This is a genomic window from Wolbachia endosymbiont (group A) of Paraperithous gnathaulax, from assembly GCF_964028485.1.
Lineage (GTDB): Bacteria > Pseudomonadota > Alphaproteobacteria > Rickettsiales > Anaplasmataceae > Wolbachia > Wolbachia pipientis.
The window spans coordinates 814,495-829,164 of the sequence record NZ_OZ034784.1; the positions used below are offsets into that span (position 1 = coordinate 814,495).

Here is a 14,670-nt window from a genome sequence, read left to right on the forward strand (position 1 = left end):
ATTACAGTCATATATCTTCTGCTATTGACCTTACTGCTTCTACATAACACTTATGCTCCTCAGCTAGAATGCGTTCTGAGAGGCTTTGAATATCATCAGCTGGTAACACTGGTACAACAACTTGAGCAATTATGGCTCCAGCATCAACTTCAGGAGTGACATAATGTACAGTACAACCTGTAATTTTTACACCTGCTTTTAGAGCTTGCTCTTGAGCGTTTAGGCCTTTAAAAGACGGAAGTAAAGAGGGATGAATATTTATCACCTTGTTATGCCATTTACTCAGAAAATCAGCTTTGAGAATTCTCATAAACCCTGCAAGGCAAATTAAATCAACCTTATGTTGAACAAGTATTTCGTGAATTTTACCAGCATCAAGCGGTTTATCTTTAACAATAAACGCTGAGATTCCTGCTTGCTCTGCTATTTTCAGACCAGCAGCTTCGCTATTATTTGTGATAACACATGCAACTTCTGCGGAAAAATTCTGATCTTGACATGCTTCTATTAAGGCCTGCATATTCGACCCCCTACCTGAAATTAGTATTCCGAGTTTTATCTTTTTCATTATAGCACAGTTAGTTTAGAATTTAGTTAATACTAACAAAACAGCTCAAAAGGAAAACTTATTTTATAGCAAAGAAGGCAGACTAAACTCTTTATATAAGCGGACCTCTAATTTTGGACCTCACTGGACAACACAAAATAACGAATAGCCCCATGTACCCAGCTAAAACTAGCTTTAATGCTTAGATATTGTGCTATTTTTGTATAATATACTACTATAAGTATATATTTTTGTAATCGCGTTATTATTTATTTAACAAAGTATTAGTATAATTTATTACACTGGATTAAATGGAGAAAGTTCAATGAGTAAATTACCGAACAATGCAAAAATAGGTAAATCTCAGGTTACTCAGTGGGAGGTAATAAAAAATTGTGAATATGCTGATAATTGCTTGTCAAAAATAGTAACTTTGTACGTTATTAGAATAACTCAGCTATCAGATTTTTATACGAGTGACGAACCTGAAATTAACACTGTTTTAGCAAGAATAAGCGTGACAAGTGAAAATGTATTTTTAAACAAGGCTACTACTATTGAAGTTATGGAAGGTATTTTTCCGTATAAATTCAACAGCAAGAAGAGAAATAACGTATTAAGGTTAGAAGATTTGTATAATTATTTATGTTCTATTGTTAACAATAGCCTTCCAAAAGAAATGCTTGAAAGTCTTGTAAGGGAATATAAGGATGCTGTTAACTTATTTAAAGCAATTACTTAACTGAACGTAGTATTTTTAAGATTTTATTTTCTATTTCAGAAATGCCGCTTTCAAGATCTTTATCTATCAAATACATGGTAGAGAAATATGTTTTCTGCTTACTTTCAACATTGATAGTTAAAGTTCCGGGAGTGATTGTGACTGAATTGGCAAATAACGCAATGCTTTCATCATTATGCCCTTTGCATTTTCTTAGAATAATGATTGGCTCAAGCTTAGATTTGAGTTGTAGCACCTTTTTTGTTACATAAACACTTGATAAAATGATTTGGTACATTAACCATGGTATATAACTTACTAACTTATAAAACGACAGTCTACTCGTACTATTTAAAATCTGGCTAAGAGCTCTTTCAGCGTTTATCAACCTTCTAAAGATAAACGATGTGAATATAGAGGAAAACACTCCACAAAAAATAAAAAACGGCTCAAAATAACCAGACAATACAGTCCATAGAACAAATAAAATTATAAATGACAGAGAAAAAAACTTGATTTCCTTCCTAAAGTTGAGGTTTTTCATAGTCTGTAATATAACTTAAATGACTCTTTAAGGAAAGATAATAACGAATATTTAGGTTCTTGACTTCTATGTTAAAAGATATAACAACTAAGTTATGTATTTTAAGTGAGGAAGTGAGGAAGTGAGGAAGTGAGGAAGTGAGGAAGTGAGGAAGTGAGGAAGTGAGGAAGTGAGGAAGTGAGGAAGTGAGGAAGTTATGAAATATGACAAATTTATGGAAATATTAAAAAAAATAAATGACCTTTCAGATTTGAGCAAGGACAATATAGTTGAAAAAATAAAAGCTAAGTTACAAGAAGAAGATCCAGATTTATGTCAAGAGTGGGAAAAGAGTAAACCTGACAACGATAGTGGATCTGGCATAAATTACATATTTACTATATCTCGTGGTCAAAATTCTAAGGAAGTCAAATTGTTACATCTTGCTTCTTATTGGAACTGTGCAAATGTAGCAAAAGCTCTGATTGAAAACGGGGCAGATATTAATGCAGAACATGATAATAAAATTACTCCTTTACATATTGCTGCTCACTATGGCCACGAAGATGTAGTAACCATTCTAACTGGAAAAGGAGCAATTGTTGATGCAAAAAATGGTGATGGATGGACTTCTTTACATTTTGCTGTTGAAAAGAACCACGAAAATGTAGTAAACACTCTAATTGGAAAAGGAGCAAATGTTAATGCAGAAAATGATAAAGGATGGGCTCCTTTACATCTTGCTATTACAAATGGCCACAAAGAGATAGTACAAGTTCTATCAAAAGCAGAAGGAATCAACGTTGATGCAAAAAATAGTGATGGGTGGACTCCTTTACATCTTGCTGCTGCAAATGGCCGCGAAGATATAGTAGAAACTCTAATTGAAAAAGGAGCAGATGTTAATGCGAAAGATCATTATAAATGGACTCCTTTAACATTTGCTTTTCAAAAAGGCCATGAAGTGGTAAAAGGAGCTCTATTAAAGGCACAAGAGAACATCAAAGCTTTGCATTCAGCTGTTAAACATAATAATGAGGAGGAGGTGAAAAACCTATTAAATAAAGGAGTAAACGTTAATGCAAAAGATGATGATGGATGTACTCCTTTACATCTTGCTGCCAGAGAGGGCTGCGAAGATGTAGTAAAAATTCTCATTGCAAAAGGAGCAAATGTTAATGCAAAAGATGATGATGGATGTACTCCTTTACATCTTGCTGCTGAAAATAACCACATAGAGGTAGTAAAAATTCTAGTTGAGAAAGCAGATGTTAATGCAGAAGGTATTGTGGACGAGACTCCTTTACATCTTGCAGCCAGAGAGGGCCATAAAGATGTAGTAGACATTCTAATCAAAAAAGGAGCAAAGGTTAATGCAGAAAATGATGATAGATGTACTGCTTTACATCTTGCTGCTGAAAATAACCACATAGAGGTAGTAAAAATTCTAGTTGAGAAAGCAGATGTTAATATAAAGGATGCTGATAGATGGACTCCTTTGCATCTTGCTGCTGAAAATGTCCACGAAGATATAGTAAAAACTCTAATCGCAAAAGGAGCAAAGGTTAAGGCAAAAAATGGTGATAGACGTACTCCTTTACATCTTGCTGCTAAAAATGGCCACGAAGGTATAGTAAAAGTTCTGCTAGAAGCTGGAGCAGACCCTTCATTAAAAGATGTTGATGGAAAAACGCCAAGAGACCTCACTAAAGATCAAGGTATAATTCAGCTTTTAGAGGAAGCGGAAAAAAAGCAAACGTTAAAAAATGAGAATAAAAAAACGCCAAAGGATCTTACTGAAAATAAAGATGTAATGCAGCTTCCAGAGAAAAAGGAAGAAAAACAAATTGGAAAAAATGCAATTATGAAAGAAAAAGAACAGTCTGCAAAAAATGCAATTGTAAAAGGTGTTGTTGTGTGTTTTGTAACTGCAGTGATAGTTGGTGTTGCACTTGCATTTGCTACTGCCCTATCTGTACCAGCAATAATTGGGCTAGCTGCAGGATCTGCGCTCATAGTTGGTGCTGGTCAATATATAATGTCAAAGCCTAAAACTGAAATGAAAGAAGTAAAGGAACTTGTGCCTAGAGAGACAGAAAAAACACTTACTTGATTTTTGTTATCCTGTTGCTATCAGACTAGCCTGGCACCTTATATTTATTGGGATAACTGTTTTATTATGAATTAAGTCAAAAACTCTGTAATATATTGAAGCTTAAAGATATCTTTAGATATGGAAGTTATTGCAGAAAATAGGAAAGCAAGGTTTGAATATTTCATCTTAGAAGAATTTGAAGCGGGTATGGTCTTATTAAGCAGTGAAGTTAAATCGCTAAGAGAAAGAAAAGTAAATATTTCCGACGCCTACGTTGTTGAAAAGAATAGCGAAGTATGGCTGCACAATATGCATATTGCAGAATATAAAGCTGCGAACCGAAAAAATCATAAACCAAAAAGGGAACGTAAATTACTCTTGCATAAAAAGGAGATAAATAAACTAATTGGTCAAATCAAGACTGCTGGGATAACTGTTGTGCCGCTTTCGGTCTATTTTAACGATAAAGGATTTGCAAAAACTAAAATTGCCATTGTAAAAGGAAAAAAACTCTACGATAAGAGAGCAACCATAAAACAGAGAGAGTGGGATCGTGAAAAAAGTAGATTGTCTAAGAATAATTTATAGCAAAATATGTCTTTAAATCCAGTAATTTTCAGCATCGGTCCTGTTTCTATATATTGGTATTCCTTAGCCTACGTTTTGGGTATAGTGTTTGCATATTGGTATTTACATAAGCTAGATGACCAAAAAATATTTACTAAGAATTTTTACGATTCGTTATTAACAGCCACTATTGTAGGTATTATCCTTGGAGGTAGACTTGGCTACGTATTGATATATGATCCAGTTCTTTATATAAGCAACCCTATTGAGATATTGAAGACCTGGGAAGGAGGGATGTCATTTCATGGTGGTGCTATAGGAGTTTTGCTTGCAGTAATAATTTCGTGTAAAAGACATAATATCCCTACATTTTATGCACTGGACCTAGTTTCTTGCGGAGTTCCCATAGGTTTATTTTTAGGTCGCATAGGCAATTTTATAAACGGAGAGTTATTTGGCAGAGTTACAACTATGCCATGGGGTATGGTATTTCCAGAGAGTGGTGATAATTTGCTGCATCATCCAAGCCAGCTTTATGAGGCACTTTTTGAAGGACTGCTACTTTTTGCAGTTGCAAATTCACTGTTTTTCTTAACTAGAATAAGACTGTATCACGGTGCGTTAACTGGTATTGCAGTTATGTGGTATGGAATAGCACGTTTTTTCGTTGAGTTTTTTCGCGAACCAGACTATCAAATTGGCTATTTGTGGCTTGATTTAACTATGGGGCAGTTGCTTTCTATACCTATGGTTTTGCTAGGAATGCTTGTATATCTAGGCGCATTAAATTTAAAATTTAATACGAAATCTGTCACATAGAGAAAAGGTGAGTTCAATAGAAAAATGTAGCCAGAAGCCCCACATTATGCACAATTGTACGAATTTTCTGCGTTGCAGTAGAATGAATCGGTGGGCTTTGTTGCATCGCTAGCTATGATGGATTAAAGATAAAAAAGGTGGAGAATATCAGTAGCTTATTATTCTGGTATTTATAACAAGAACGGTCAGTGAATACCTAAATTTGAGTAAAAGAAATTTCACTACCACTCACTAATCTGGCTAAAATTCAAGAATTTCAATGCTTTAGCTATTTTCAATAGAATTAAATTTATTAATATAAATAACAAATTACTATTCTTAAATTTGATCAGATTGATTGCAAAAAAACAAGATTTTCAATAAGTTGCTTATAATCCTAATTATAGTTAGCCTTTCATAAGTAGCGATGCAACAAAGCCATCCCAGTGTCAGCTACTTTCATGACACCATTTGCTGTGCAGTTTACCTTCAAAAATGAATGTTCGTACAGCTATGGAATGAATCGCGGTATGACGTAGCTTCGCTATAGGCAATGAAGGAAATATTAACTATACTTCTTTTTACCATTGTTTATATTTCCTATTCACATATATTAATATTTTACTCACTTAAAGTAAGCTAACTACCGTTATTAATATTTTTGTAATAAAAATTGTATATGGTGCATGTAATCAAATTAAGAGGAAGATTGTGGAAATTACGCCATCAATAAAAAAAGAATTGAAGCAAAGTACTCTATATGTTTGCCTAGAAAAATGCAAAAGTGCATTTTGGTTTATCTTTTGGTTTAGTGCGGGAATCAATTTATTAATGTTATTCCTACCACTTTATACCTCTCAAGTGCTTGATCGGATGATATCGAGCGAAAGTGTATCAACACTAACTATGCTGACAATTATCACTTTATCTGCATTTGCATGTTCTGCAATGCTTGAAACTTGTCGATATTTAGCCATGGCAAAAATAGGTGATTGGATCGATAAAACTGCAACACCAGATCTGATAGTAAGGTCAATCAGGCTAACGTCAGTGCAGAGCTCAACTTCAAGTGGTGAAGCAATACGAGATCTCGGAGTGATAAAAAATTTCATTACAGGAAATGGTATATTCTCACTGTTTGATACTCCATGGTCGTTAATTTACCTTGTTGTGATTTTCATGATACATACCTCCACGGGGTTTATAGCTATTACTGGAATTATTATATTAGTCTCTATGGCAATATGGAATGAACTTGCCACTAAACGAATATTACAAGAAACCAACGAAGAAACTATACGGAATATCAATGCTATAGATGTTGCAACAAGAAATGCAGAAGTGGTTGAAGCTATGGGCATGTCAGAATTCATAGTCTCTGATTGGTGTAAACGAAATGATCAGAACCGAGCAATGCAAATTAAAGCACAAAATCGCTCTAATGTAATTACTGGAATCACTAAATTTTTGCGCTCAACTCTGCAAATATCAGTAATTGGAACAGGTGCATTACTTGCAATCACAGCTCATAAGACTGCCGGTAGCATCATCGCTGCTTCAATTTTAATGGGTAGAGTATTAGCACCATTTGACGCTGCGGTTCATACTTGGAAGTTTTTAAATCAGGCTAGAATGTCATATGGAAGGCTACAAAGACTTATATTAACATCGCCAAAAAGAGAGCAAACGATGGCTCTACCAGAACCTGAAGGAAAATTGGAATTTGATAGAGTATTTTTTACTCCTTATGGAAGCAATAAGCCGACAGTAAAAGGAATATCATTCATTATAGATCCTGGAGATGTAGTTGGTGTTATTGGTGCAAGTGCTTCTGGTAAATCCACTATCGCAAAATTAACTGTTGGTGTATGGAAGCCAATATCTGGTGTAGTCAGACTAGATGGCGCTGATGTATATACTTGGAATCGAGAAAATTTTGGTAATTATGTTGGCTACTTACCTCAGGATATTGAGTTATTTAACACTAGTGTCAAAGCTAATATTGCTCGCATGAGGCCAGATCCAAATCCTGAAGAAATAATCAAAGCAGCAAAAATTGCAGGAATACATGAACTAATACTAAGCTTACCAAATGGATATGATACAACAATAGGAGGTCCTGGAGGAGTAACGCTCTCTGGCGGCCAAAAACAGCTTCTTGGACTTGCCAGAGCTTTTTATGGTCACACAAAACTTTTAGTACTTGATGAACCAAACGCTAACTTAGATAGCAATGGAGAGGCATGCTTAATTAATGCAATTGGCATTGCAAGAAAACAAAATACTACTACTGTTATCATCACTCACAAGCTACCGTTATTGTCCGTAGTTGATAAGGTGATCCTCATGTCAGATGGTGTCATTTACGCTATGGGACCAAAAGATGAGATTTTGAGCAAATTAGTTGCTCCATCATCAAGTACCACAGAAGATGAGCGCTCTTCAGCAAATGGTTAGTTTACTTACAATAAATTCTGTATCTGAAATAACAACTGTTCCAGAAAAATATATATTTCTTTACCATTAGAAATAATATTACAAGAATAGTAAATAGATTAATAACTCTTATTAATTAAAGTCAATCGGCAGATATAGCTAAAGTGGCTTAGGTTTACCTACAATTTGAAAAACAACAAATTCGTCTTAATGAATTTTCTTAATTTGTTATCTAAATAACTTAATATTAGTGGTAATTTTATAAAAAAATTATAATATAAATAATGTTGCTGCGAAAATTTATAACAATATTTCCCTCTAACGTTTAATGAATTTCAATAAATTGCCTTTTTAATTCTAGATAAGTATATGCTTTGTTAATATGTTTAGTTCAAAATCCAAAAGTAAGTTTATGCTTTCTATTGGAGAAGAAGGCATAATGTTACTATATTTTAAAAATAATACTTTAAATAAAAGGTATTTTGTTAAGGGCAAAAACGATAAAGCAGTTTCCGATTTAATTTCATGTCTTTCGTCAGATAAAAAAGCACCTTTATACCTGGTGCTTAATCATGCAGATCAAAATTACTCGCTACAGTTTATTACAAGGGCAAACAAGATTAGTGCCTATCTATCAGCAAAAACAAAGATGGAGCATTTTTCTCGTAATAATGACATAAGTTCAGTTTTTTTGGTTGAGAAGCCAAACAAATTCAATCAAAACTGGTGCTATCTTCTTGTTTCATCAAAAGCAAAGCATTTAGTAGAATATTGGTTGAATGTGTTTATTGAGATAGGCTCCAACTTTAAGGGAATATTAATGTTTCCTATAGAAATAAGTAATATAACAAAAAAGATTCTACATAAAGATCCTAATAATTGGAAAATTATAGTTGCTGCAACTAAAACGGGAGGCTATAGACAAGTGGTTCTTAAAGAGAATAAAATGGTATTTACGCGCTTAACATCATTTACTAATGATAATTTACCAGGAATTATCGCTGGTGGAATATATCAGGAAGTGCAAGATACTATTCGATCCTTAACTAAGTTTGGGTTTGAAAAAAATAACCCTATCGACCTTTGTATCATAGTGTCAGAAGATATCAAAGCTAGTTTATCAGTCATAAATTTTTCAGAGAACAGTGTGAACATATTAACTCCATATGAGTTAGGCAAACTATTAGGAGCAGAACTAGCTATAAGTGAAAAAGATAACTTTTGCGATACCATAATTTTGTTTCATAGCTTTAAGAATAAATTAGCAGCTATTTTTAATACAAAGGAAACTAAAGAATTTTATCTATTCAATTACCTTTATTTAAACTCTCCTCGAATTTTTCTATACTTCGCCCTGGTTTTAGTTATAACAAACACCCTTTGTTTGCTAAATTTGTATTCAAATTTCAATGTCGCTGATAATTTATCAGCAAAGCAGAACACCTTAAATAACCAATTAACAAAACTTAGCCAAAGCTATAATGTAAAAAAAATAGATGAAATTTATGATTTTATTAATATCAATAATATTTTATCAAAAATAGAATACTCTCCTCTTACACAAGTTAAGTATGTAGAAAAGTTAAAAATACCAGGTATAGAGCTTCGATCATTTGAATGGAATTATAATGAGGCAAAAAGTTATATTACCACAACTTTAAAGTTTAATTTTCAATCCGGTAAAAATATTTCTCATCAATACGAGAAACTACGAAAAAATTTAAACGATAATTTTCGTACCTATGACATTAATATTTCTAGCTTACCTGCTGCTAAAGAGCAAAATCTATCTATTGATGTTGAAATAGGAGAGGCAATGTAGATTAATGACTATCTCTCAATTAAAAAGAAAAGCTACAATTCAGTTTATATCGTATTTGTTATTATCTGTTGGATTAATAGGGTTATTAACATATGTTGTTATCTATAACGAAAAGATTTATAATAAAAACCAAATTGCGATTAATAAAATACGTTCTATTAATTTACAGATTACTGGAATTCAAAAAAAGGAAGTTGTTCTAAATAAAAACCTAGATTTATGGAAAAAAATTTCTTCTTCAAATTTACATAGTAGCAGATACATTGCAAATTTAAATTTCGAGCTTAGCAAGTTATATAAAAAGTACTATATATTAGAACCTGAAATATCAATTTCTATACCCGAAGAAGTTGAGCTCCACAACAAAAGTGAACGCACAAAAGTAATAAAAAGTGAAGTGGTCCTAAATTTAAGCTCAATCAGCGATAAGCATATTTTTTTATTTCTACAGTCTATTCCAAATCTGCCCGGTTATGTTATGATCAAATCTCTTATTTTAAATAAGCAGAGAAATATTGATGCTGCAACTATGAATCAGATTTTGAATGGTAATATGATAGAGATAGTGAGAGCTAATATAGTCTTTGATTGGTATACTATATTAAGTAGATAAGGTGATGAACATAAAGCTGTTTTTTATTTTTACGCTACTCATTTCCAATGTTAATGCATATTGCAGTTGTGAAGATATCATAGAAAGCATAGAAATTTGTAAGGAGTATTCTTGCCGACAATATATTGGCAATGAAGATTTTATTGAGCATAAAATATTAGGATTAAATAGTGGAAATTTATGCGTATATATAGAAAAACAAGGTAATGATGAAATGGTTTGTCATCATTCTCAGTATGGAATGATGATAGAAAAAAGATATTTTGAAAGTATTCTTAAAGTTGGCAATCAAGAAATCGACGATTTTATTGATATAGCAAATTTGCGTGCAAAAGAGTGTTTCTTTATCAACAATCAAAAACTAAGCTATACAGATCGGGACGATATAATAAGAGAAGCAGTGGAAAGTGACTTTGACGTTTTGTCACAATATAGTAACGTAAAAAGCATTTTTTTTGATGAAGAGCCAGTTAATAGAATGGTCAATGAAATGGAAAAGTTCAATTTACAATCTTCAAGAGCTGCAAAAGAGGAGGTATCAGATAATTTCAACGGTAAGGTAGTGAGTTTAGACTCAATTTTATATCTTTCTCCCGATACATGGAAAATATGGGTAAATGGAAAACTGTTTATAAATACTAAGGATTTAAAAGTGCACTCAGTCACTGAAAATTATGTAACTTTTGTATGGACCGTAGATCAAAAAGCAATAAAAAAGCATGCGAATGATTCTCAAAATGTATATTTTGGATATGGGAGTATTATGTTTACGCTTTATCCAAAACAAAAATTTGACTTGGATGGCTTATCTATTAAATAACTTAAATATATATGCGCTTGTAGCTCAGTTGGATAGAGCGTTGCCCTCCGGAGGCAAAGGCCGTGGGTTCGAATCCCTCCAAGCGCACTTTTAATTAAATTTGACAATAGTATTTTCACATAAGATAATAAAAGGATTTATTTAGAGCATAATTATGTCTGGTGGTACCATAAACAAAGTCATACTAGTTGGTAATTTAGGAAAAGATCCTGAAATTAGGACTACACAAAATGGAAAAGAAATGGCAAGTTTTTCAATAGCCACGTCTGAAAGTTGGACTGACAAACTTTCCGGTATGCGCTCTGAAAAGACAGAGTGGCATAATATCGTAATTTTTAGTGAAGGATTAGTAAAAATCGTCAAAGATTTTGCACGTAAAGGCAGTAAAGTTTATGTTGAAGGTTCTTTGAGAACTAGAAAATGGACTGACCAAAACGGTGGTGAAAGATACACAACAGAGGTGGTTCTATATAATTTTAATAGCGCTCTTACTCTCTTGGATTCACGAAATAGTGCGCCAAATTCTGATTACAAGCCAAGTGAATACAAACAAGGTGAAACAGAACAAAAAGATAAACACGAAAGTTTTGACAACGATATAAAAGATGAACTACTCGACGATGAAATACCATTTTAACAATTTAAATTGAAATCTACATTTTTATGGACTGCTTGTGTTACTCCTTTTAATTGCAATGGAGATAGTATAGATTATAGCAGTTTGCAGCGTTTACTGACAATGCAAGTTAAAGCTGAAAATGGCGTAGTGTTGCTGGGTAGCACAGGTGAAGGCCTATCGCTTACTGATTCTGAAAAACGCGAGTTAGTTGAATTTGTATGTGAGCTAAAATTAAATACAAAAATTATAATTGGCGTACCAGGAGTGAATCTATATCAGACTCTTGAATGGCTTGATTTTTGCAAGGGTATGCCTATTCATGGCTATCTAATGACAACTCCCATTTATGCAAAGCCCGGAATTATGGGGCAGACTTTATGGTTTGAAAAGCTGCTTGAGAAAGCACATGTGCCGGTTATGTTTTACAATATTCCATCAAGAGCAGGAATAAATCTTCACGCTGAAACTGTACGCAACTTATCCAGCCACGAAAAATTTTGGGCTATCAAAGATTCAAGTGGCACTGTTGATACTTTAGCTCAGTATAAGAAAGTTGCACCAAATATTGAGGTCTTTTGTGGAGATGATAATATGATATCCGATATGGCCGCTTATGGTGCGGCTGGCCTGGTTTCCGTTGCTGCCAATGTTTGGCCGCGCGTAGCACATGAATACGTTAAGCAGTGTCTGAACGACGAACTTTCTTCACTGTCATTCCAGCGCGTGACGCTGGAATCCAGAAGGAAACCTGTTCAAATGACAGAAAATGACATGAAAAGTTCAACAGATATCTGGCAACAAGCCTGCAAAGCCCTATTTATTGCCAGCAACCCAATACCCACTAAAGCACTTTTGCATGATATTGGGCTCATAGAACATCAAACTGTCCGCCTACCGCTCAGCACAGAAGACTTGCCTTCTGTTGAAAAATTGAGGCAAGTCAATAAAATGATTCTTGGATGGAAAGAATTGGCTACTCTCTAAATAGTCTTGCAACTTTGATTTAATATACAATCCAAGTTTCATTTGAACACTCCCAAACTTATCACTTTATGCCACTGGTCTTCATCTAAAATTTCTACACCTAATTCCACTGCCTTTTTATATTTGGATCCTGGTTTTTCTCCTGCAATTAGGTAGTCAGTTTTAGCAGAAAGATGTGAGCTGACCTTTGCTCCTAGAGTTTTGGCTCTTACTTTTGCCTCTCCTCTACTCATAGCAAGTAGCTTACCAGTAAACACTATAATTTTATTATTTAAAACAGAGTTACTAGAGTTGGAGCTCACAGGAAGAATTTGAAGACAAGCAGTAAGATCATTTAACATTTTGATGTTATGTTCCTTAGAAAAAAATGATTCCAAAGATTCAGCTACTTTTTTTCCTATGCCGTCTATACCTACTAGCTCAGTATTATCTGATGACAGTTCAATCATCGAATTATACCAATTATAATAAGAAACATAATAATCTGCAAGCAATTCTGCTGCAACTTGGCCAATAAATCTAATACCTAAAGAAAATATAAACCTATCTAGAGTTATTACCCTTCTGCTTTGTATAGCATTTAATAAATGAGCTATTGATTTCTTGCCCCAACCAGACTGTTCTTCCAGATTAAATTCATCCAATCTTTCTTCTAAAGTAAAAATATCGGGAATTTGTTTTATCAGACCAAGGTCGTAAAAAAACTCTATCTGCTTATCACCAAGGCCAACAATGTCAAATGCATCTTTCGATACAAAATGCTTTAGTTTTTCTATTATTTGAGCTTTACAGGCAAATTCCTCAGGACATCTTACTGCAGCCTCTCCCTCAACCTGACGTACTTTACTACCACATTCAGGGCATACTTCAGGAAACACAAATTCAGGTGTATTTGGAAGACGAGAATCTCTGCTTACTTCAACGATCTGGGGAATTACATCCCCTGCCCTTTTGATTGTTACAATATCTCCCTCTCTTATGTCTTTACGTTTTATCTCATCTTGGTTATGCAGACTTGCTCTACTAACTAGCACCCCACCAACATTGACTGGCACTAAATCTGCAACTGGAGTTAAAACCCCTGTTCTGCCCACCTGTATAAATATCTTGTTTAACTTTGTTTTTGCATAAACCGCAGAAAACTTGTATGCAAGTGCTGAGCGCGGTGCTTTGTGAGTATTCCCTAGACGATTTTGTAGTACCAAATCATTTACTTTATAGACTATTCCATCAATATCATAATCCAAGTTATAGCGACAGTTATAGACTTCATTATAGAACTTCAGCATTCCATCTAAACTACTCGTTAAGGACTGATGCTCATTTACGCAAAAACCAAGTGCCTCAAGCTTATTTAGTACCTCACTTTGACTTTTCTCTGCTCCACCAATCAAAGAATAAGCAAAATATCTAAGAGGTCTGCTTGCTGTAATGTTTGCATCCAATTGCTTTAGAGAACCAGCGGCTGCATTTCGAGGATTGGCAAATTCATCGTTTTCATTTAACTTTAAAAAGTCGCTGTTACTGATGTATATTTCACCTCTTACTTCTAGTCTTCCTTGCACACCTTGCAAAAACTTAGGAAAGCCTTTTATTGTTGCAACATTGTGAGTGACATCTTCCCCTACAAAACCATCACCTCGAGTTGCAGCTTTAACAAATCTTCCATCCTCATAAATTGCAGAAAACGACAACCCATCAATTTTTGGTTCACATAATATCTCTATTTTGTCCTCAATTAAAAACCTCTTTATTTTAGACAAAAATTTCTCTACACCTTGTTCATCATAAGCATTCTCAAGGGAAAGCATAGGTTCTTGATGTTCCACCTTAGAAAACCTCTCATCAGGTGGAGCACCAACACTATCTTGTGTTGCATAAATTTCTGGCTCTATTTCAGCTAACTTTTTCTTCAGTTCATCATATTCAGCATCACTTATTTCTGGCTTATTTTTTTGGTGATACAAAACATTATGATAATTTATTTGATCTTGCAGTTTTTCTCTCATCTTTTCTAAGTTAGTCATGATACCAATATAATGCTACATTAGCCTTTGTCGTCAAGCTGTGAATTTTCTTGAATTTATCATATGGTCTTAATCCATCAAATATCAAAGGTGCCACA

Annotated in this window: 13 protein-coding genes and 1 tRNA gene; 11 read left to right on the forward strand and 3 right to left on the reverse strand. The window is 33.9% G+C overall.

What is annotated here, in order from left to right; all coding sequences use genetic code 11:
* Nucleotides 1–7 precede the first annotated feature (7 nt).
* Nucleotides 8–568: a phosphoribosylglycinamide formyltransferase gene (gene purN, locus ABWU74_RS04360; RefSeq protein ID WP_010082490.1), complete on the reverse strand. Its 561-nt coding sequence runs from the start codon at nucleotides 566–568 to the stop codon at nucleotides 8–10.
* A gap of 304 nt (nucleotides 569–872) precedes the next feature.
* On the opposite strand from purN, the gene ABWU74_RS04365 reads away from it, so the two are divergent.
* On the forward strand, nucleotides 873–1,289 hold the full coding sequence (locus ABWU74_RS04365) for a hypothetical protein (protein ID WP_010082489.1): 417 nt from the start codon (nucleotides 873–875) through the stop codon (nucleotides 1,287–1,289).
* Here ABWU74_RS04365 and ABWU74_RS04370 read toward each other — a convergent pair.
* On the reverse strand, nucleotides 1,282–1,812 hold the full coding sequence (locus ABWU74_RS04370; protein ID WP_010962821.1) for a Na+/H+ antiporter subunit E: 531 nt from the start codon (nucleotides 1,810–1,812) through the stop codon (nucleotides 1,282–1,284). The genes ABWU74_RS04365 and ABWU74_RS04370 overlap by 8 nt on opposite strands.
* Nucleotides 1,813–2,008: 196 nt before the next feature.
* On the opposite strand from ABWU74_RS04370, the gene ABWU74_RS04375 reads away from it, so the two are divergent.
* The 10 genes from ABWU74_RS04375 (at nucleotide 2,009) to dapA (ending at nucleotide 12,545) form a co-directional block, all read left to right on the forward strand.
* Nucleotides 2,009–3,904, forward strand: a complete 1,896-nt coding sequence (locus ABWU74_RS04375; RefSeq protein ID WP_353289227.1) for an ankyrin repeat domain-containing protein — start codon at nucleotides 2,009–2,011, stop codon at nucleotides 3,902–3,904.
* 120 nt (nucleotides 3,905–4,024) lie between these two features.
* Nucleotides 4,025–4,474, forward strand: a complete 450-nt coding sequence (smpB, locus tag ABWU74_RS04380; RefSeq protein WP_007548863.1) for an SsrA-binding protein SmpB — start codon at nucleotides 4,025–4,027, stop codon at nucleotides 4,472–4,474.
* A gap of 6 nt (nucleotides 4,475–4,480) precedes the next feature.
* The gene (gene lgt, locus ABWU74_RS04385) at nucleotides 4,481–5,272 is read left to right on the forward strand and encodes a prolipoprotein diacylglyceryl transferase (protein ID WP_010962823.1); all 792 of its coding nucleotides are present in this window, start codon (nucleotides 4,481–4,483) and stop codon (nucleotides 5,270–5,272) included.
* A 690-nt stretch (nucleotides 5,273–5,962) separates the two neighbouring features.
* Nucleotides 5,963–7,708: a type I secretion system permease/ATPase gene (locus tag ABWU74_RS04390; RefSeq protein WP_353289228.1), complete on the forward strand. Its 1,746-nt coding sequence runs from the start codon at nucleotides 5,963–5,965 to the stop codon at nucleotides 7,706–7,708.
* A 361-nt stretch (nucleotides 7,709–8,069) separates the two neighbouring features.
* Complete coding sequence (locus ABWU74_RS04395; RefSeq protein WP_015589193.1) at nucleotides 8,070–9,509, forward strand: hypothetical protein; 1,440 nt, start codon at nucleotides 8,070–8,072, stop codon at nucleotides 9,507–9,509.
* Between the two features lie 4 nt (nucleotides 9,510–9,513).
* Entirely contained in the window at nucleotides 9,514–10,122 is a 609-nt protein-coding gene (locus ABWU74_RS04400; RefSeq protein ID WP_209472644.1) for a hypothetical protein, read from the forward strand.
* A 4-nt stretch (nucleotides 10,123–10,126) separates the two neighbouring features.
* Nucleotides 10,127–10,942 carry a hypothetical protein gene (locus ABWU74_RS04405; protein ID WP_209473389.1) on the forward strand — a complete coding sequence of 272 codons (816 nt, stop codon included), beginning with the start codon at nucleotides 10,127–10,129 and terminating at the stop codon, nucleotides 10,940–10,942.
* Nucleotides 10,943–10,955: 13 nt separating this feature from the next.
* A tRNA-Arg gene (locus ABWU74_RS04410) sits at nucleotides 10,956–11,029 on the forward strand.
* Between the two features lie 67 nt (nucleotides 11,030–11,096).
* Nucleotides 11,097–11,579, forward strand: a complete 483-nt coding sequence (ssb, locus tag ABWU74_RS04415; protein WP_010082448.1) for a single-stranded DNA-binding protein — start codon at nucleotides 11,097–11,099, stop codon at nucleotides 11,577–11,579.
* A gap of 9 nt (nucleotides 11,580–11,588) precedes the next feature.
* A complete protein-coding gene (dapA, locus tag ABWU74_RS04420; RefSeq protein ID WP_209472642.1) occupies nucleotides 11,589–12,545 on the forward strand; it encodes a 4-hydroxy-tetrahydrodipicolinate synthase in 957 nt (318 codons plus the stop codon).
* A gap of 38 nt (nucleotides 12,546–12,583) precedes the next feature.
* On the opposite strand, the gene ligA is transcribed toward dapA, so the two are convergent.
* Nucleotides 12,584–14,572: an NAD-dependent DNA ligase LigA gene (gene ligA, locus ABWU74_RS04425; RefSeq protein ID WP_209472640.1), complete on the reverse strand. Its 1,989-nt coding sequence runs from the start codon at nucleotides 14,570–14,572 to the stop codon at nucleotides 12,584–12,586.
* Nucleotides 14,573–14,670: the final 98 nt, after the last annotated feature.